Raw genomic sequence first — 19,574 nt, forward strand, 5'->3', positions numbered from 1 at the left:
TCCTGATTTGTTCTAAATGACGCATGGTGACGAGTCGAGTCAAGCCGGGTCGGGGAAACGGTTTCAGGTTCGCATGGGCGCACCATCGGCACCATTTGCCGCCTTTGGCGTTTTCCGCAGTGCAGCAGCGTACCATCGGCTATACGCGTATCGACATGGGGAAATTTTGATGATCGACACCGACCGGCGCGAGCTCATCGCGCTGATCGCCGCCCTGGGGCTGGCACCGGCGCGCGCCGCCGCGGCCGGCCTTGCCGATCTCGGCAAGCCCCAGCCGTTTTCATGGGACTGGCTCCAGCAGCGTGCCGCGGCGCTCGCGCGCCAGCCCTATCAGGCGCCGGCCAAGATCGCGGCGGCGGCCAATCTCGATTACGACGCGGTCGGCGGCATCGCCTATCGCGCGGACCGGACGCTGGCCGGCGGCATCCGCCTGTTCCCGGTCGGCAAATATGCGCAGACGCCGATCGATCTCGCGATCGTCGAGAACGGGCAGGCGCGCACGGTCAATTTCTCGCCCGACATGTTCACCTCGAAGGGCAGCGCCAAGGCGCTCGGCATTTCGGGCATCCAGGTGATGTCGCCCGACGGCAAGAGCAACTGGCTGGCTTTTCAGGGCGCGTCCTATTTCCGCAGCGCCGGCGCGCAGGATCAATATGGCCTCTCCGCGCGCGGCCTCGCGATCGACACCGGCATCGACGGCAAGGAGGAATTTCCCACCTTCACACATTTCTGGATCGAGCGGAACGGCCCCTGGGCCTATACGATCTACGCCTTGCTCGACGGCGAGAGCGTGACCGGCGCCTATCGCTTCGTCTCGCGCTTCGATCATGGCGCGATTCAGGACGTCTCGGCCGTGATCCACCTGCGCCGCGATGTCGAGCGGCTCGGCATCGCGCCGGCGACCAGCATGTTCTGGTATGGCGAGGGCAATCGCGCCGCCGCCACCGACTGGCGCCCCGAAATCCATGATTCGGACGGGCTGGAAATGATGACCGGCGCCGGCGAGCAGATCTGGCGCCCGCTCGAAAACCCGCCGCACGCGACGCTCGACAGCTTTCAGGATGACAATCCCAGGGGCTTCGGCCTGATACAGCGCGATCGCGATTTCGATCATTATCAGGACGACGGCGCTTTCTACGATCGCCGCCCCAATCTGTGGATCGAGCCCAAAGGCGACTGGGGGAAGGGGGCGGTGACGCTGTTCGCTTTCCCCACCACGACCGAGACGGTGGACAATGTCGTCGCTTTCTGGGTGCCCGCGGCGCCCGCGAAACAGGGCCAGCGGCTCGCTTTCGATTACCGGCTGACGTGGAATTCGGCCGATCCGCTCGCCGGCCGCACCGCGCGCGCGGTCGCCTGCTGGACCGGCACCGCCGGGCGCCCCGGCCAGGAGCCGACCAAGGGCGCGCGCAAGCTGGTGATCGATTTTGTCGGCGAGACACTCGCCGGGCTGGACATCAACAGCGGGGTCACCGCGCAGATCGACGTCGGCGGCGGCAGGTTGCTCACCAATCATGCCTATCCGGTGATCGGCCAGGCCAATCGCTGGCGCGTGATGGCGGACATCGCGACGGCGCCGCCGGGGCCCGCCGACATCCGCCTGTTCCTCAAACGCGGCGCCGCGCCCTTGAGCGAAACCGTTCTGACGCAGTTGTTTTGACGATGAACATGCCCCCGCCGCGCCTCCCCGACGAGGCCCCTCTGGACATGCCGATCCAGCGGTTCCGCGGTCCGCTCAGCTATGACGACATGGTCGCGCGGCTGCGGCCGCGGCGCTCGCCGCCGGATATCCTCAGCCGGCGGGTGCTGCTGATGGTGCTTACCGCGCTGCTTTCCGTCGCCGCGCTCAGCGTCATCAAGGAAACGCTGTCATTCGACGGGCTCAGCGCGTGGGACGTGCTGGTGATGGCGCAATTCTTCCTGCTGTTCGGCTGGGTCGCTTTCGGCTTTCTCAACGCGATGGTCGGTTTCCTGCTGCTGATGTTCGGGCACCATCCCGGCTATATTCCGGCGCCGCTCAAGACCACGCCGTTCACCAGCCGCACCGCGCTGCTGGTGCCGATCCACAATGAAGACGTCGATGCGGTGTTCGGCCGCGTCGATCGCATGGCGCGCTCGCTCGCCGCGTTCGGCGCGGCCGAGCATTTCGATTTCTTCATCCTCAGCGATTCGGGCGCGGACGCGGAGCCAGCCGAGGAGGCCGCCTGGATCAGGCTGGCACGCGGCGCGCCTGTCCCGATCTATTACCGGCGACGTGAAAAGAACGTCGGCCGCAAGCCGGGCAACGTCGCGGACTGGGTGCGCCGCTTCGGCGCGGCATACGATCACATGCTGGTGGTCGATGCCGACAGCCTGATGAGCGGGCAGGCGATGGCGGGCATGGTGCACGTGATGGAGCAGCACCCGTCGCTGGCCCTGTTGCAGACGGTGCCGACGGTAATCGGCGCCGAGACGCTGTTCCAGCGCTGGATGCAGTTCAACAATCGGCTGTACGGGCCGGTCGCGTCCGCCGGGCTGGTCTGGTGGTCGGGGGCGGAATCGACCTTCTGGGGGCACAATGCGCTGATCCGCACCCGCGCCTTCGCCGAATCCTGTGGGCTGCCCGATCTGTCCGGCCCGCCGCCGTTCGGCGGTCCGATCATGAGCCACGACATGGTCGAGGCGGCGCTGCTGCGGCGGCGGGGCTGGTCGGCGCATATGGTGATGATCGACGAGAGTTATGAGGAATTTCCGCCGACGCTGATCGATCTGGCGGTGCGCGACCGGCGCTGGGCGCAGGGCAATATCCAGCATCTCGCCCTGCTCGGCTCGACCGGGTTCCACTGGATCAACCGGCTGCAATTGCTGATCGGCGCTACCGCGTTCTTCACCTCGCCGCTGTGGCTGGTGCTGATCCTGACGACGATCGCCCAGGCGCTGGTCGGCGCGGATTCGGCGATCGTCCACGGCACGTCGGTCGATATCCTGATCATGACGCTGGTGATGCTGTTCTCGCCCAAGATCATGAGCGGTATCTGGGCCTGCGCGCGACGATCGCGCCGCGAGGAATTCGGTGGCGCGGCGGCGATCTGGCGATCGATCGCGATCGAGATTCCGCTGTCGGCGATGATGGCCCCGGCGACGATGCTCACGCAGACGCTCGACGTGATCAACATCTTCCGCGGCAAGCGCGCCGCCTGGAACCCGCAGAGCCGCCAGAGCGAAGGCCTGGCAATGGCGGACGTGCTGCCGCGCTATCGGTGGCACCTCGTGCTCGGCCTGGTGATGCTTGGGCTGATCCCGTTGATCCCCGCAACCGGATTGCTGCTGCTGCCGATCACCGCGGGATTGCTGGCGGCGCCATGGCTCGCGCAATGGACCGCCAGCCCGCGGCGCGGCAGCGCCTTCGCCGCGCGCGGCTTCTTCGCCGTGCCGCCCGAACGCATCCCCTGACGCCGCAACCTTGCCGCGCCTCGCTCGTTTCTGGGGCTCGACGACGGGAGAGGCGCGCCAGATGGCGAAAACGGGCTTCGCGACGCTGCCGGAAGGGATTGCGCCCGAACAGGCGCGCTTGCCCGCACAGCGGCGGCGCCCGCGGCTGCTGTCGCTGATCGTCCTCGCCGCGCTGATGATCGCCGCGCTTGCCGGGCTGTTCGGGGGCGGCAAGGCACCGACGCTGATCGCCCGGGCACCACAGGCGACGCTTGCTGTGCATACCAACCGCGTATTGCGCAACGGCGTGTTTTTCGAAACACGGATCGGCATCACCGCCAAGGCCGACCTCGCCGATGCGACGCTGCTGTTGCCGCCCGGCCTGTGGCGCGACATGACGATCAACTCGACCGAGCCGCAGGCAGCGAGCGAGGATTTCAAGGATGGCGCGTTCCGTTTCCACTATGGCAAACTTGCCGCTGGCGACGCGCTCGAGATCAAGATCGACGGGCAGATCAATCCGCCGCTGTTCCGCGGGACCAGGGGCTATGTCGCACTCGCCGACGGTGATCGCCGGCTGGTCTCGATTCCGCTCTCGATCACGGTGCTGCCCTGATGGATATCGTGCTGCGCGCCACCGCGATGTTCGCGATCGTGTTCGTCCTGCTGCGGCTGCTCGGCAAGCGCGAACTGGGGCAGATGACGCCGTTCGAGGTGGTCAGCCTGGTGGTGATGGGCGATCTGATCCAACAGGGCATCACCCATAATGATTTCAGCATCACCGGCGCGACGCTGGCGATCAGCACCTTTGCTTTCTGGAGCATCGTGCTTGGCTGGCTGAGCTATTATTTCCCGCGCTTGAAGGGCGCGCTGGAGGGGCATCCGCGCGTCATCATCTGCCAGGGCGAATTGATCGAGGAAAACCTGCGCCGTGATCGCATGACGCGTTCCGAGGTCGAATCGGAGATGCGGCTGGCCGGGATCGGCGCGGTGAACGACGTCGCCTGGGCGATTCTCGAACCATCGGGAAAGATCAGCTTCATTAAGCGCGGCGGCCAGGAACCAACGCCGCAGCGCGCTGACGATACCGCCAACGCCTGAAACGAAAGAGGGCGCCCCCGCAGGGACGCCCTCTCTAAACCATCGGAAACCGGAGCTTCCGAAACGGCTTACATGTTGTCGGCAACCGCGTCGGCGTTGTCGCGGACGTTGTCGGCGGCAGCGCTCATGTTGTCGGCAGCGTTCTCGAGCTGGTCGGAAGCCATGGCGTTCGAGGTGTTGTCGGCCATCGCGTCGAGGTTGTCGGCGGTGGCGTCCATGTTGTCGGCGACCATGTCGGCGTTGTTCTCAACCGCAGCCGCTTCGGGCGACTTGTTGCACGCGGCCAGGGTCATCAGGCCGGCGGCAGCGACGACAAAGGCAATCTTCTTCATCAATTTGCTCCCAAGCAATAACGTTCGCGGCCGACCCGATCGCCGTCGCGAGGGACTCGCCAATAAAGGTTGCTGCACATGCGTCAACCGCCAAATTCATCTGGCAGACAGGTTATGCGACGGATTCCCGCGGATCGTTGCGCGATGGGACAGTGTCGGTTTGCCTTCGTGCGCGCGGGCTCTTATGTGGCGCGCGACAGCGGAATCATCGTCAATCCAGCCTTTTTTGGGAGCAGTCCCGGCCATGGCCGTCCAATATACTTACGTGATGAAGGGTCTGACCAAGACCTTCCCGGGGGCGAACAAGCCCGTCCTCAACAACATCCACCTGCAATTCCTGCCATCGGCGAAGATCGCGATCATCGGCCCCAACGGCGCCGGCAAGTCGACGTTGATGAAGATCATGGCCGGAATCGACACGGAGTTCACCGGCGAGGCCTGGCCCGCCGAGGGCATCCGCGTCGGCTATCTGCCGCAGGAGCCGCAGCTCGATCCCTCGAAGGACGTCAAGGGCAACGTGATGGACGGCGTTCGCCCCGTCGCCGATCTCGTCGATCGCTTCAACGAGATTTCGGGGCTGATGGCCGATCCGCCCGCCGATGCCGATTTCGATGCGCTGATGACCGAGATGGGCGAGTTGCAGGAGAAGATCGACGCGGTCGACGGCTGGACGCTCGACAACCAGCTGGAGATCGCGATGGAAGCGCTGCGTTGCCCGCCGGGCGATGCCGACGTCTCCAACCTGTCGGGCGGCGAGAAGCGCCGCGTGGCGCTGTGTCGCCTGCTGCTCGAAAAGCCCGACATCCTGCTGCTCGACGAGCCGACCAACCATCTCGACGCCGAGAGCGTGCAGTGGCTGGAGAATTTCCTGCGCGAATATACCGGGAACGTCATTCTCGTCACCCACGATCGTTACTTCCTCGATAACGTCGTGAACTGGGTGCTCGAGCTCGATCGCGGCCGTTACTACACCTATGAGTCGAACTATTCGGGCTATCTGGAAAAGAAGGCCAAACGGCTCGAGCAGGAAGAGCGCGAGGAAGCCGGTCGTCAGAAGGCGATCAAGGACGAGCTCGAGTGGATGCGCCAGACGCCCAAGGCGCGCCAGACCAAGTCCAAGGCGCGTATCCGCGCATTCGACGAACTGGTCGAGCGCCAGGAAAATCGCGCGGTCGGCAAGGCGCAGATTCTGATCCAGATCCCCGAACGCCTCGGCGGCAAGGTGATCGAGGCCAAGGGCGTGTCCAAAGCCTATGGCGACAAGCTGTTGTTCGAGAATCTCGACTTCAACCTGCCGCCGGGCGGCATCGTCGGCGTGATCGGCCCCAACGGCGCCGGCAAGTCGACCTTGTTCAAGCTCATCACCGGCCAGGAACAGCCCGATTCGGGCTCGATCGAGATCGGCCAGACGGTCAAGCTCAGCTACGTCGATCAGTCGCGCGACGACCTCAATCCGAAGAACAACGTCTGGCAGGAAATCTCCGACGGCCTCGACATCTTCCGCTTCGGCAAGCAGGAGCTCGGCACGCGCGCTTATGTCGGCGCGTTCAACTTCAAGGGGCAGGACCAGCAGAAGAACGTCGGCCAGCTCTCGGGCGGTGAGCGCAACCGCGTGCACATCGCCAAGATGCTGAAAGAGGGCGGCAACGTCCTGCTGCTCGACGAGCCGACCAACGACCTCGACGTCGAGACGCTGCGCGCGCTCGAGGAGGCGCTGGAGGATTTCGCCGGTTGCGCCGTGGTGATCAGCCACGATCGCTTCTTCCTCGATCGCCTGTGCACGCACATCCTGGCGTTCGAAGGCGACAGCCATGTCGAATGGTTCGAAGGCAATTTCGAATCGTACGAGGAGGACAAGCGCCGCCGCATGGGCGACGCGGCCGACCGCCCGACCCGACTTGCCTACAAGAAGCTGACGCGCTGATCCGCCGGCGGGGCCGGGGGCATCATGCCCCCGGCCTCGTCGTCACTTGCGCTGGTCGGCGCTGGCGGCGCGGATGCGCTTGAATTCTGACCTGGCGTTCCAGGTCGGCCAGGCGCGCGAATTGGCGAGCTTGAGCCCGATGTCGTAGAACAGATCGACGTCTTGCGCGGCGCCGCGCAAATCCCAATCGGGATCGAGCGTGTCGCAGGTCTGATGGTAGCATTTCATATAGCCGTCGAGCCACGTCTGCCCGGCCTTGAGCCCGCCCTGTTTCAGGTCCGGCGCGCCGCCCAAGGCCATCAGCAGCAGCGACGGCACGCCCTTGCGCACCACCGAAAAATGGTCGGCGCGATAGAATAGCCCTTTTTCGGTGAAGGTCTCGGGCACCACCACGCGGCCCTGCGTCTTCGCCGCCGCCTCGAGATATTGATCGAGCGAGGAATTGCCTTTGCCGACCTCGACCACGTTGCGCGCCGGGCCGGCGGTTTGCAGGATGTCCATCGTCAGGTCCGCCGCGGTCTTGGCGAGCGGCCAGACCGGGTGCTCGGCATAATATTCGGAACCGAGCAGCCCGCGCTCCTCGCCGGTCCATAACGCGAAGACCAGGCTGCGGTCGGTGCGCGGCGTCGCCTTGAACATCCGCGCCAGCTCCAGCACGCCGGCGACCCCCAGGCCGTCGTCGTTCGCGCCGGGGCGCATGGTGCGTCCCTGCGCATCGGGCGTGCCCAGCCCATAGGCGTCCCAATGCGCGCCGAACATGACGGTTTCGGCGGCGTGCGTCTTGCCCGGCAGGCGTGCCAGCACGTTGCGGCTCTGGATGTGCTTCACCGTCACCGGCAGCGTCGCTTCGAAGCTCGGGCCTTTCAGCGTCACCGGGCGGAACGAAGCCGATCGTGCCTGCTTGCGCAAATCATCGAGATTCAGCCCGGCCGCGGTGAACAGGTGATCGGCGACATCGTGCCGGATCCATCCCTGCAGCGGCACCGGCGGGGTGCCGGCCTCGCTGGCCAATGCGTAATTCTCGCCTTCCGAGGCCGATACCGTTTGCCAGCCATAGCCGGCCGCATCGGTATCGTGGATCACCAGCGCGGCGATCGCGCCCTGTCGCGCCGCCTCTTCGAACTTGTAGGTCCAGCGGCCGTAATAGGTCATCCGCTTGCCGCCGAAGCGACCGAACGCATCCTCGCCCTTGATCGCCGCGAAATCGGGATCGTTGACCAGGAACACCACCACCTTGCCATGAAGGTCGGCGCCCTTGAAATCGTCCCAATGCGCTTCGGGCGCGTCGACGCCATAGCCGACGAACACGATCGGCGCGTCGGGGATCGCGACGCGGGGATCGGCGCGCACCGTGGTCAGATTGATGTCGGTGCCCTGGACGAGAGGCATCGCCTTGCCGTCGGCTTGCTTGATCGCGATCGTGCCGTCGCCGATCTGGGTGCGGATCATCGGCACTTGCTGCGTCCAGCTGCCGTCCGGTCCGCCGGGTTGCAGGCCCATGGTCTTCAACCGCTGGACCAGATAATCCACCGTCCGCTCCTCGCCGGGCGTGCCGGGCGATCGTCCCTCGAACGGCGTCGACGACAGCATCTTCACCGTCGCGCGCATCTGATCCGGGCTGGCGAGCGGGTGCGACGCCGGGGCTGCGGCGCCGGCCTGTCCGGCAGCAAGGGCAAGAACGACGGCGGCGGCGATATGTCGCATGGATGACTCCCTGTCTTGGCTGTTGCCGCGCACCGTAACCGCTCGATCCGGCTATGCCTACCGCGCCTCGCCTAGGGTAGGTTGGCGGCGAGTTCGTCGAGCCACGGCCGGGCGGTGCCGTCCGAGGGCGCGCGCCAGTCGCCGCGCGGGCTCAGCGCGCCGGCAGTCGAGACCTTCGGCCCATTGGGGATCGCCGATCGCTTGAATTGGCTGAACGCGAAGAAGCGGCGCAGGAAGACCTCCAGCCAGCGCGCGATCGTCGCCAGATCATATTGGTTGCGCTTGTCGGGCGGGAAGCCGATCGGCCAGCGCCCGGCGGCGGCATCGTGCCACGCGTGCCAGGCGAGGAAGGCGACCTTCGACGGCGGCAGCCCGAACCGCGCGATATGGTGCAGGAAGAAATCGTGCAGCTCATAAGGGCCGATCTTCGCCTCGGTGCTCTGGACCGCGCCGTCGGCACCGGCGGGGACCAGCTCGGGCGTGATCTCGGCGGCGAGGATCGCGTCGAGCACCGTGTCGGTCGCGGCATCGAACTGGCCGGTCTTGATCGCCCAGCGGATCAGGAACTGGATCAGCGTCTTGGGCACGCCGGCGTTGACCGCATAATGGCTCATCTGATCGCCGACGCCATAAGTGCACCAGCCGAGCGCCAGTTCGGAAAGATCGCCGGTGCCGACGACGAGGCCGTCGTGATGATTGGCGAGGCGGAACAGATAATCGGTGCGCAGGCCCGCCTGGACGTTCTCGAACGTCACGTCATAGGCGGCGCGGCCGTCCGAATAGGGATGATCGAGATCGTCGAGCATCTGCTCGGCAGCGGGGCGGATGTCGATCTCGTCGCCCGAGACGCCCAGCGCGCGCATCAGCGCCCAGGCGTTGGCCTTGCTGGCCTCCCCAGTGGCGAAGCCGGGCATGGTATAGGCCAGGATGTCGGTGCGCGGCCGCTTCAGCAGATCCATCGCCTTCGCCGCGACGATCAGCGCGTGGCATGAATCGAGCCCGCCCGAAACGCCGATCACCAGCCGCTTGACGCCCGAGGCGGTGACGCGGCGGGCGAGGCCCTGCACCTGGATGTTGAACGCTTCGTAGCAATCCTGATCGAGCTTTTCGGGCGTGTTGGGCACGAACGGGAAGCGCCGCACCGGGCGCTTCAGCCCGATATCGGCGAAATCCGGCTTGTGCTCGAACGTCACGCGGCGGAAACGCTGTTCGGGGTGATTGGCGAAAGCGGCGGCGTCGTTGAACGTGCCGAAGCGCATCCGCTCCTGCCGGATGCGGCCGATATCGAGATCGGCGATAAGGATATCGGCCGCATCGCCGAAGCGGTGCGATTGCGCCAGGCAATCGCCGAGCTCGTGGATCAGCCCCTGGCCGTCCCAGGCGAGATCGGTGGTGCTCTCGCCCGCGCCGGCGGCGGAAAAGACGTAGCCGCAGGCCGCGCGCGCCGAATGCGCCGCCGCCAGCATTTCGCGCTCGCGCGCCTTGCCGATCACGATGTTCGAGGCGGAGAGATTGCAGCACACCAGCGCCCCGGCCAGCGCGGCCTCGGTCGAGGGCGGGGTGGGGGCCCAGTAATCCTCGCAGATTTCGGCAGCGAAGATGAAATGCGGCAGATCGGCAGCGGCAAAGATCAAGTCGCTGCCGAACGGCACGGCTTCGCCGGCAAGGTCGATCGTCAGCCCGGCGAGGCCATGGCCCGAGGCATACCAGCGCTTCTCGTAATATTCGCGATAATTGGGCAGATAGGTCTTGGGCACGACCCCGAGCACGCGGCCGCGCGCGATCACCACCGCGCAATTGTACAGCCGGCCGGCACGCGGCAGCGCGGCGCCGACGACGAGGACGGGGCGCAGCTTGCCGGTCGCCTTGACGACCGCGGCCAGCGCGGCCTCGGTCGCTTGCTGCTGCGCTGCCTGCAGATGGAGGTCGTCGATCGCGTAGGACGAGACGTTGAGCTCGGGAAAGACGAGCAGGTCGACGCCTTCGCCATCAGCACGCCTGGCGAGCTCGATCGTCGCCTCGGCATTGGCCGCGGGATCGCCGACCGTCGCCAGCGGAGTTGCCGCGCCGACGCGCAGCATCTCGTGCGCGTGGATCGAATGGAAGCGGTGCGTCTTCGCCATGAGCCGCGATGTAGCGATCTTTCCCCGCCCGCGCCACGACTTGCATCCGCGTGCCGGAAACGGCTTGATGGCAAGGAGGAGAAATCATGATGCAGGTCGGCGCGATCAAGCTCAAGGCGCAATTGCTGTGCGACGGGGAGATCGCGCTGGGCCCAGGCAAGGCCGATCTGCTCGAGGCGATCGAGCGCACCGGCTCGATTTCCGCCGGCGCGCGGGCGATGGGCATGAGCTATCGCCGCGGCTGGCTGCTGGTCGATGCGATGAACCGCTGCTTCGCGGCCCCGCTGGTCGAGGCGCATCGCGGCGGCGGCAAGACCGGCGGCGCGGCGCTGACCGCGGCAGGGCACCGCGTGCTGGCGACCTATCGCGCGCTGGAGGCGGCGCTGGCCGGCGCCGCCGCGCCGTTGGCGGGCGAACTGGCCGGGGAGCTTGCCGGAAAGGGGTGACGGTCCGGCTTTGCCATTGCGACGGACTTAACTCTTCAGGCGCCAGCCGGTCTTGAAGATCCAGGTGATGATGCCGAGGCAGATGACGAGGAACGCGCCGATCGCCGCGAGGCTGATGCCCACCGAGACGTCGCCCTTGTCGAAGAAGCTCCAGCGGAAGCCGCTGATCAGATAGACCACCGGATTGAACAGGCTCACCGTCCGCCACGGCTGCGGCAGCATGTCGATCGAATAGAAGGCGCCGCCGAGGAAGGTCAGCGGCGTCACCAGCAGCGCCGGCACGATCGTCAGCTGCTCGAACCCCTTGGCCCAGATACCGAGGATGAAGCCGAACATCGAAAACGAGATCGCGGTGAGCAGCAGGAAGGCGATCATCGCCAGCGGATGCGCGATCTCCAGCGGCACGAACAGCGTCGCGGTGCCGAGGATGATGAGGCCGAGCACGACCGACTTGGTCGCCGCCGCACCGACATAGCCGATCACCATCTCGAGCGAGGAGACGGGCGCCGAAAGCAATTCGTAGATCGTGCCGATGAACTTGGGGAAATAGATGCCGATCGACGCGTTCGAGATGCTCTGCGTGAGCAGCGAGAGCATGATCAGCCCGGGCACGATGAAGCTGCCGTAATGCACCCCGCCGACCTGCTGCATGCGGCTGCCGATCGCGCCGCCGAACACGACGAAATAGAGGCTGGTGGTAATCACCGGCGTTGCCACCGATTGCCACAGGGTGCGCAGCGCGCGCGCCATTTCGAAGCGATAGATCGCCCAGATGCCGTTCCAGTTGGCGCTCATGCCGCTTGCTCCTTCGGCGTGTGGACAAGGTCGACGAAGATGTCCTCGAGCGAGGATTTCGAGGTCTCGAGATCCTTGAAGCCGATGCCCAGCTCGGCGAGCTTGCGCAGCAGCGAGGGGATGCCGGTATGTTCGGCCTGGGCGTCGAACACGTAGCGCAGCTTGGTGCCGTCATCGGCAAGCTCGAGCTGCCAGTCGTCGAGGCCGGGCGGCACCGCGTCGGCCGGGTCCTGCAGCGTGATGAGCATCTGCCGCTTGCCGAGTTTCTTCATCAGCGCGGTCTTTTCCTCGACGATGAGGAGTTGCCCCTTGTTGATGACGCCGACGCGATCGGCCATCTCCTCGGCTTCCTCGATATAATGCGTGGTGAGGATGATCGTCGTGCCCTTGTCGCGCAGCTTGTGGACCAGCTTCCACATGTCGCGGCGCAGCTCGACGTCGACGCCCGCGGTCGGCTCGTCGAGGAACAGGATGTCGGGTTCGTGCGCCAGCGCCTTGGCGATCAGCACGCGGCGCTTCATGCCGCCGGAAAGCTCGCGGATCTGGCTCTTGCGCTTGTCCCACAAGGAGAGATCCTTGAGCACTTCCTCGATATGCGCCTCGTTCGGGCCCTTGCCGAACAGCCGGCGGCTGAAGCGCACCGCGGCCTGGACGGTGACGAACATGTCCGCCGCCATTTCCTGCGGCACCAGCCCGATCATCGATCGTGCCGCCCGATAATCGCGGATCGCGTCATGCCCGGCGACGGTGACGGTGCCGGCGGTGGGTGTAACGATGCCGCAGATGATCGAGATCAACGTCGTCTTGCCTGCGCCATTGGGGCCAAGCAGCGCGAAGATCTCGCCCTTGTTGATGTCCAGATCGACATGGTCGAGCGCCGTGAGGCCGGAATCGTAGGTCTTGCCGAGACCGGCGACGGAGAGGATCGCGTTCATGGAAAGCCCCCTTGGTTGCGCCCGGAGGTAGGGTGCCGCCCCGTTTGCCGCAAGAGTCGTCACCCCGGAACAAGTCCGGCATGACGGCAGGCCTCAACCCTGCGGGTCGGCCGTGCGCGCGTCGGCGATCAACTGCTTCATGCGATCGATCGGCAGTGCGCCGGAAATCACCCTGTTGCCGATCACCCAGGAAGGCGTGCCGGTCATGCCGAGCTGGCGGCCGACGGCGAGGTTTTGCTGGATATCGTCCTCGATCGCGGGATCGGCGGCGGCAGTGCGAAGCTTGGCGGGATCGATGCCGGCGGCCTTGGCGGCGGCGATCATCGAGGCGTCGCTGACCGGGCCGCCGGCGAACAACGCGTCGTGGAAGGCGGCGAACTTGCCCATCTTCGCCGCGGCGAGGCTCCAGCGCGCGGCGGTTTCGCTCTCGGGCGTGAGGACGGGATAGTCGCGATAGACGATGCGCAGTTTGGGGTCGTCCTTCAGCAGCTCGGCGAGCATCGGCATGCTGGCGCGGCAATAGCCGCAATCATAATCGAAATATTCCACCAGCGTGACGTCTGCCTTGGGATTGCCGGCCCAGGCGCTGCCGACCGGCGTGGTGATCGCGTCGCGATTGGCGGCGACCATCGATCCGACCTGCTGGTCCTGCAGCTTCTGGATCGCTTCGGGGACGATCTCGGGATGGGCGAGGACGTAATCGTGGACCACCGATTCGATCTGCGCGCGGTCGGCGGCAGGCGAGAGGCGGTCGATGCCCCACATCGCGGCGGCGCCAATCAACAGCGCAAGGAGAAACAGGCCGGCCAGTGCGAGCCGGCTGCCGGCGATACGATCGATCATCTGTCGTGCTTCTCGTCGTCGAGGGCGTTTTGCGAGGTCAGAGCGATGTCCTGCGCGCGGATCCAGTCGGGGCTGTTGGCGGGAATGCCGGCCATCGCGCGCCTGGCGCTCAGCACCGCGAGCTGGTCGTCGCCCTGCATCGCCGCGCTTTCGGCCGTGGCGAGCGAGGCGCGCGCCTCGTCGCCGCTCGCGGCATAAGCGGTGCCGAGCTGATACCAGGCGAAGGGATTGTCGTCGTCCCGCGCCACCGCCTGTTTCAGCACCTTCACCGCCTCGGGCAAATTGGCCTTGTCGTCGGTGGCGACCAGCGCATGGCCGAAAGTGGTCGAAATCAGCGGCTGGTAATTGGTCAGCTCGGTCGCCTCGCGCAGTGGCGGGATCGCCGCTTTGGGGTCGCCGCCCTCAAGCAGGATCTGGCCTTCGAGCTCGAGGAAATAGGGGTCGTGCGGATCGGCCTTGACCAGCGCGGCCGCCTCGGCGCGCGCCTGATCGGGATAGCCGCCCTTGTGATAGGCGTAGGCCCGCGCATAATGCGCATAGATGCTCTGGTCGGACGGCGGATAGGCCTGCAGCGTCTCCTTCGGATCGTCGACATAGCCCTTGAGCTTGGCCTTGACGCGCAGGAACGCTTCCTCGAGCTTCGGGTCGGTCGGCTTGTTCCAGGCCGGCGCGGTCATCAGCGTCTGGCGCAGGTTGCTGATGCGATCGCCGCTCAGCGGGTGGCTTTGCAGGAACGGGTCGACGTCGGTGTAGCCGTAGCGATATTGCTCGTTGTAGAGCTTCTTGAAGAATTCCAGCATGCCCTTGCCGCTGATCCCGGCCTCATTCAGGAACTTGGCGCCGGTGGCGTCGGCGGTGGCTTCCTGGGTGCGCGAGAAGGCGAGATAGCTGCCCAGTGCGGCGCGCTGCCCGGCGGCGGCGATGCCCATGCCGCCCTCCGCCGATCCCGCCGCGGCCGCTGCGGCACCGAGCACCAGCGACAGGATCTGGATGCCCAGCGCCGGCTTGGTGCCGCGATCGGCCAGGATGACGTGACCGTCGGCGACGTGGCCGAGCTCGTGCGCGAACACGCCCTGCACCTGGTTGATGTTGTCGGCCGCCTCGATCAGCCCGGAATTGATGTAGACCGTCTGCCCGCCGGCGGTGAAGGCGTTGATCTCGTCGTCCTGCAACAGCACGACCTTGACGTTGTTCGGCGACAGGCCGGATGCCTCGATGATCGGCTTCGACATCTTGGCGAACAGCGCCTCGGTCTCGGCATCGCGCAGGATTTCCTGCGCCGCGGCAGGGCGCGCGACGACGAGCAGCGTCATCGCCAGAGCGGCGAACAGGCGCTTTCCGGGCCGATTAGCAGGCACGGATGCCTCGATAGCGTTGAACGAATGAACCGGGCATGACTTGGCCGGCCGCGGCGGAATAGCGCGCGGCCGGCCGTATCACGTCACGCTCCGAAGGTGCGCTGCCACCAGCCGCCGCGACGCGGGCGGTCTTCTTCGGCGGCTTCGGTGTCATTGCCGGCGGCGGCGTCGGCCGGGGCCGCGCCGTCGCCCGGCGGCGAGGCTTCGGGGGCAGCGGGCGCGGGCTCGGGCGCTTCCGTTGCAGCGGCGGGCGACGCGGCCTTGCGGCGGGTGCGCTTGGGCTTGGCCGGTGCGTCCTCGGCCGGCGCCGGTTCGGCGGCGGTTTCGGTGGCAGGCGCGGCTTTCCTGCGCGTCCGCTTGGGCTTGGCCGGGGCTTCTTCGGCCGGCGCGTCAGTCGCTTCGGCCGGTGCCTCGGCAGCCGCGGCCTTCTTGCGCGTGCGCTTGGGCTTGGCCGGTGCCGGTGCCTCGGCGGCCGGCGCGGCGTCGGCCGGTGCCTCGGCGATTTCTGCCTCGGCGCGGGCACGGGGGCGGCGACGCGTCCGCTTCGGGGCTTCCTCGGTCGGGGCTTCGGGCTCGGCGGCGACGGCGGGCTCTTCCTCAGCCGGTGCCTCGGTCGAGGTCTCCGCTTCGCCGGCGGCGTCGCCATTGCCGCGCCGTCCGCCGCGGCGGCCGCGACGGCTGCGGCGGCGCTTGCGCTCACCCTCGGGCTGCTCGGCGGCGCCATCACCATCGGCAGCCGTTTCTTCCTCGCTTTCGCCGTCACCCTCGCTTTCGGACGGCTCGCCGCCCTCGGCTTCGGCCCGGTCGTCGCGACCACGGCCGCGACGGCCGCGACGGCGGCGGCGGCGCTTGCGCGATCCGCCTTCGCCCTCGGCATCGTCACGGCGCTGCTCGGCCGCTTCGGTTTCTTCCTCTTCCTCGTCGATCTCCTCGACCAGATCGAGGTCATCCTCTTCCTCGATCTGCGCCGGCTCGAAGCGCGGGGCATGCGCCGGCGGCGGCCCGGAGGCCTCGACCGACATGCGCGCGCCTTCCTGCTCGCCGTCCGACATGATCTCGACCGAGACGCCGTAGCGATCCTCGATCTCGGCAATGTCGGCGCGCTTCTTGTTGAGCACGTAGAACGCCGCTTCCTGGCTCGCGCGCAGCGTCAGGATCGAGCCGCGCCCGCGCGCGGCCTCGTCCTCGATCAGTCGCAGCGCGGAAAGCCCGGCCGACGACGCGGTGCGGACCAGCCCGGTGCCCTCGCAATGCGGGCACTGGCGAGTGGACGCTTCCAGCACGCCGGTGCGCAGCCGCTGGCGGCTCATTTCCATCAGACCGAACGACGAGATGCGGCCGACCTGGATGCGCGCGCGATCGTTCTTCAGCGCCTCCTTCATCGCCTTCTCGACCTTCCGGACGTTCGACGAATGATCCATGTCGATGAAGTCGATGACGACCAGGCCCGCCATGTCGCGCAGGCGCAGCTGGCGGGCGATTTCGTGCGCGGCTTCCAGATTGGTCGCCGTCGCGGTCTGCTCGATATTATGCTCGCGCGTCGACCGGCCCGAGTTGATGTCGATCGACACCAACGCCTCGGTCGGGTTGATGACCAGATAGCCGCCCGATTTGAGCTGGACGACCGGGTGGTACATCGCGCCCAACTGGTCCTCGACGCCGTGGCGCTGGAACAGCGGCACCGCGTCCGAATAATGCTTCACCCGCCGCGCATGGCTGGGCATCAGCAGCTTCATGAAGTCCTTAGCATGGCGATAGCCATGCTCGCCCTCGACGATCACCTCGTCGATATCGCGATTGTAGATGTCGCGGATCGCGCGCTTGATGAGGTCGCTGTCGCCATAGATCAGCGCCGGCGCCGAGGATTTGAGCGTGTCCTCGCGGATGCCATCCCACAGGCGGGCAAGATAATCGAAGTCGCGCTTGATCTCGGTCTTGGTGCGCTGCAGCCCGGCGGTGCGGACGATGCACCCCATCGTCTGCGGCAGCTTCAGGTCGGCCATGATCGACTTCAGCCGCTTGCGATCGCCCGCGTTGGAAATCTTGCGGCTGATCCCGCCGCCGTGCGACGTGTTGGGCATCAGCACGCAATAACGGCCGGCGAGGCTGAGATAGGTGGTCAGCGCCGCGCCCTTGTTGCCGCGCTCCTCCTTGACGACCTGCACCAGCAGCACCTGCCGCCGGCGGATCACGTCCTGGATCTTGTAGCGCTTGCGCAGGTTCATGCGGCGTTCGCGCAGTTCCTCCACCGCTTCGTCGGTCTTGTTGCGCCTGGAGCGGCGGCGGCCGCGCGGGGCCTCGTCCTCGGCGTCGTCCGAACTCTCGTCGTCGGCATGGTCGACGCTCTCGACGCCGGCTTCCTCGTCGTCGAGCCGGTCGAGCAATTCGTCATCGGCGTCGAGCGCATCGGCCTCGGCATCGGATTGCGCGCGCAGTGCCGCTTCCTCGGCCGCATGCTCGGCCTCTTCGCGCAGCAGCGCGTCGCGATCCTCCTTGGGGATCTGATAATAATCGGGGTGGATTTCGCTGAACGCGAGGAAGCCGTGGCGATTGCCGCCATAATCGACGAACGCCGCCTGCAGCGACGGTTCGACGCGAGTCACCTTGGCGAGATAGATATTGCCCTTGAGCTGCTTGCGCTCGGCACTTTCGAAATCAAACTCCTCGATTCGGTTCCCTTTGACGACGGCCACGCGGGTTTCCTCCCGGTGGCGTGCGTCGATCAGCATACGCATGGTCATTGATTGTTCTCCGGGCGCGCGGCGGCGAGGCGGAGCCTTCCGGCCGCGCGCGATGTGCGAACGCGCGCCCTGTGGTGGACGCGCGGGTTACGATGAATGCCTCTGCTCGCGCCGCACGCCCGGGCCGGTGGCCCGGGGCGCCGTCCACGCCGCCGCCGGCTTGGGCCGGGCGGATCGAACGGGGCGGGAAATGCAGCATGCGAGTTTCAACCTGATGGGCCGGGCGAGCCGAGTGCTCGCGGCCATTTGGGCCGGACACGGACGGATTCCGCCGCCATGGCCGGTGGATGACGTGCCTAGCACCGGCGATCCGATCGGGCAACCGCCACCTCGTTTCGCAATCGTACCAAATCCTTAAAGGATGGTTAACCCTCTCGGTTCACCATGGCTTGACCGGCGATGCTTAACGCGTCGGTGAGTATATAGGTAATTGACGAGGCTCCCCCCATGCCTTTTCACTGGACCGGCAAGCCTGCGACGCGGCATTACGCCCGCGTGTCGCTATTGCTCGCCCTTCTGGTCTGCTGGTTTACCGGCACCCCCGGCTGGGCATCGACGATCGACAAGGTCGCGGTGCATCGCGACCGTATCGTACTGACCTTCGACACCAGCGTCGCCAGCGCGGCGAGCTTCATGCTCAACGGGCCGCAGCGGATCGCGGTCGATATCGATGGCGTTGCGCCGGGCGGCCGCGTGGATGCCGGCGGCCCGGTCGCGCAGGTGCGGCAGGGCTGGCACGACGGCGGCGCGCGCGTGGTGTTCGATCTCGATCGGCCGGCGATCGTTACAGCGGGCCGGTTCGGCCGCGACGGGCGGCAATTGACGCTCGAGCTGGCGAGTGCCGGCAGCAGCGATTTCGCGCGCGTCGCGAACGGTCGGCTGACGCGCTATCGGTCGGGTGTGGCGCCGGCGCGTGATGCCGTGACGATGACGATCCCCGCCGCCGCCAAGGGGCCGCCGCTGCCGCGTGTCTATGGCGATGACACGCGGCCGCTGGTGGTGATCGATCCCGGCCATGGCGGGCACGATCCCGGCGCGATCTCGCCCGACACCGGGCTGGAGGAGAAGGATATCACGCTCAAGATCGCCAAGGCGATCCGTGACGATCTGGTCAAGTCGGGCCGCGTACGCGTCGCGCTGACGCGCAGCGACGATCGCTATCTGCAATTGCGCGAACGCTATCAGATCGCGCGGCGGCTGCACGCCGATCTGTTCATTTCGATCCATTGCGACAGCGTCGGCTCGGCCGATGCCAGCGGGGCGACCGCCTATACGCTGTCCGAAGTCGCCTCCGACAAGGAAGCGGCATTGCTCGCCGCGCGCGAGAACAAGGCGGACATCATCTCGGGCGTCGATCTCGATGATACGTCGAGCGATGTCTCGTCGCTGCTGATCGATCTCGCCCAGCGCGAGACGATGAACGCCTCCGCCTCGTTCGCGCAATTGCTCGGCCGCGAGGCGAAGCCGCTGATTCCGACCAAGGATCAGTTCCACCGCATGGCCTCCCTGATGGTGCTGAAGGCCGCCGACATGCCGTCGATCCTGTTCGAGACCGGCTATATCTCGAACCCCGATCAGGCCCATTTCCTCAATTCCGCCGACGGCGAGGAGAAGATCGCGAAGAGCGTGCGCAAGGCAGTGGAAATCCATTTCGCCCGGCAACTGACGCGCGGCCAGCAACTGGCAGCGAATTAGGCACGTCACGACGTCGCTCGCGCCGTTACCGGCGACCTTGTTTCAGGGGCCATGGGCCGACGCTACCGTCGAGCGGGTTGGCGCTCGCGGCACCATGGGTGCTGAAACGTCAGCATGACGTGCTGGCATGACCGTTATGCAACGCCTCGTCGCTAGAGCTGCTCTA

The 19,574-nt window shown here is 66.5% G+C and carries 15 protein-coding genes; 7 read left to right on the top strand and 8 right to left on the bottom strand.

The window, feature by feature from the left end; translation table 11 throughout:
* Positions 1 to 169: 169 nt before the first annotated feature.
* The 4 genes from K7G81_RS00825 (at position 170) to K7G81_RS00840 (ending at position 4,512) form a co-directional block, all read left to right on the top strand.
* The gene (locus tag K7G81_RS00825) at positions 170 to 1,660 is read left to right on the top strand and encodes an OpgD/OpgG family glucan biosynthesis protein (protein WP_223028849.1); all 1,491 of its coding nucleotides are present in this window, start codon (positions 170 to 172) and stop codon (positions 1,658 to 1,660) included.
* A gap of 8 nt (positions 1,661 to 1,668) precedes the next feature.
* Complete coding sequence (gene mdoH / locus K7G81_RS00830) at positions 1,669 to 3,432, top strand: glucans biosynthesis glucosyltransferase MdoH (protein WP_223028850.1); 1,764 nt, start codon at positions 1,669 to 1,671, stop codon at positions 3,430 to 3,432.
* Between the two features lie 61 nt (positions 3,433 to 3,493).
* Entirely contained in the window at positions 3,494 to 4,027 is a 534-nt protein-coding gene (locus K7G81_RS00835; RefSeq protein WP_223028851.1) for a hypothetical protein, read from the top strand.
* Positions 4,027 to 4,512, top strand: coding sequence for a DUF421 domain-containing protein (locus K7G81_RS00840; RefSeq protein ID WP_223028852.1), 486 nt, complete (start codon positions 4,027 to 4,029; stop codon positions 4,510 to 4,512). Before K7G81_RS00835 ends, K7G81_RS00840 begins: the two co-directional genes overlap by 1 nt.
* Positions 4,513 to 4,580: 68 nt before the next feature.
* On the opposite strand, the gene K7G81_RS00845 is transcribed toward K7G81_RS00840, so the two are convergent.
* On the bottom strand, positions 4,581 to 4,844 hold the full coding sequence (locus tag K7G81_RS00845) for a hypothetical protein (protein WP_223028853.1): 264 nt from the start codon (positions 4,842 to 4,844) through the stop codon (positions 4,581 to 4,583).
* A gap of 244 nt (positions 4,845 to 5,088) precedes the next feature.
* Between K7G81_RS00845 and ettA the strand changes: the two genes are divergently transcribed.
* Positions 5,089 to 6,768: an energy-dependent translational throttle protein EttA gene (gene ettA / locus K7G81_RS00850; protein ID WP_223028854.1), complete on the top strand. Its 1,680-nt coding sequence runs from the start codon at positions 5,089 to 5,091 to the stop codon at positions 6,766 to 6,768.
* Positions 6,769 to 6,810: 42 nt separating this feature from the next.
* On the opposite strand, the gene K7G81_RS00855 is transcribed toward ettA, so the two are convergent.
* A complete protein-coding gene (locus K7G81_RS00855) occupies positions 6,811 to 8,472 on the bottom strand; it encodes a M20/M25/M40 family metallo-hydrolase (RefSeq protein ID WP_223028855.1) in 1,662 nt (553 codons plus the stop codon).
* Between the two features lie 71 nt (positions 8,473 to 8,543).
* Entirely contained in the window at positions 8,544 to 10,595 is a 2,052-nt protein-coding gene (locus K7G81_RS00860) for an NAD(+) synthase (RefSeq protein ID WP_223028856.1), read from the bottom strand.
* 89 nt (positions 10,596 to 10,684) lie between these two features.
* Here K7G81_RS00860 and K7G81_RS00865 point away from each other — a divergent pair, with 89 nt between their 5' ends.
* On the top strand, positions 10,685 to 11,041 hold the full coding sequence (locus tag K7G81_RS00865; RefSeq protein ID WP_223029456.1) for a winged helix-turn-helix domain-containing protein: 357 nt from the start codon (positions 10,685 to 10,687) through the stop codon (positions 11,039 to 11,041).
* Positions 11,042 to 11,068: 27 nt separating this feature from the next.
* On the opposite strand, the gene K7G81_RS00870 is transcribed toward K7G81_RS00865, so the two are convergent.
* The 5 genes from K7G81_RS00870 to K7G81_RS00890 form a co-directional block, all read right to left on the bottom strand.
* Positions 11,069 to 11,836 carry an ABC transporter permease gene (locus tag K7G81_RS00870; RefSeq protein WP_223028857.1) on the bottom strand — a complete coding sequence of 256 codons (768 nt, stop codon included), beginning with the start codon at positions 11,834 to 11,836 and terminating at the stop codon, positions 11,069 to 11,071.
* Positions 11,833 to 12,771 carry an ABC transporter ATP-binding protein gene (locus K7G81_RS00875; protein WP_223028858.1) on the bottom strand — a complete coding sequence of 313 codons (939 nt, stop codon included), beginning with the start codon at positions 12,769 to 12,771 and terminating at the stop codon, positions 11,833 to 11,835. Before K7G81_RS00875 ends, K7G81_RS00870 begins: the two co-directional genes overlap by 4 nt.
* A gap of 93 nt (positions 12,772 to 12,864) precedes the next feature.
* The gene (locus K7G81_RS00880; protein ID WP_223028859.1) at positions 12,865 to 13,614 is read right to left on the bottom strand and encodes a DsbA family protein; all 750 of its coding nucleotides are present in this window, start codon (positions 13,612 to 13,614) and stop codon (positions 12,865 to 12,867) included.
* Positions 13,611 to 14,927 (bottom strand): M48 family metalloprotease, encoded by a 1,317-nt coding sequence (locus K7G81_RS00885; RefSeq protein ID WP_223029457.1) that lies wholly within the window; start codon positions 14,925 to 14,927, stop codon positions 13,611 to 13,613. The genes K7G81_RS00880 and K7G81_RS00885 overlap by 4 nt, the downstream gene beginning before the upstream one ends.
* 128 nt (positions 14,928 to 15,055) lie before the next feature.
* Positions 15,056 to 17,713, bottom strand: coding sequence for an Rne/Rng family ribonuclease (locus tag K7G81_RS00890; RefSeq protein WP_255586462.1), 2,658 nt, complete (start codon positions 17,711 to 17,713; stop codon positions 15,056 to 15,058).
* A gap of 447 nt (positions 17,714 to 18,160) precedes the next feature.
* Between K7G81_RS00890 and K7G81_RS00895 the strand changes: the two genes are divergently transcribed.
* Entirely contained in the window at positions 18,161 to 19,408 is a 1,248-nt protein-coding gene (locus tag K7G81_RS00895) for an N-acetylmuramoyl-L-alanine amidase (protein WP_255586463.1), read from the top strand.
* Positions 19,409 to 19,574 lie beyond the last annotated feature (166 nt).

This window comes from Hephaestia mangrovi, from assembly GCF_019880555.1.
Taxonomy (GTDB): Bacteria; Pseudomonadota; Alphaproteobacteria; order Sphingomonadales; family Sphingomonadaceae; genus Sphingomonas; species Sphingomonas mangrovi.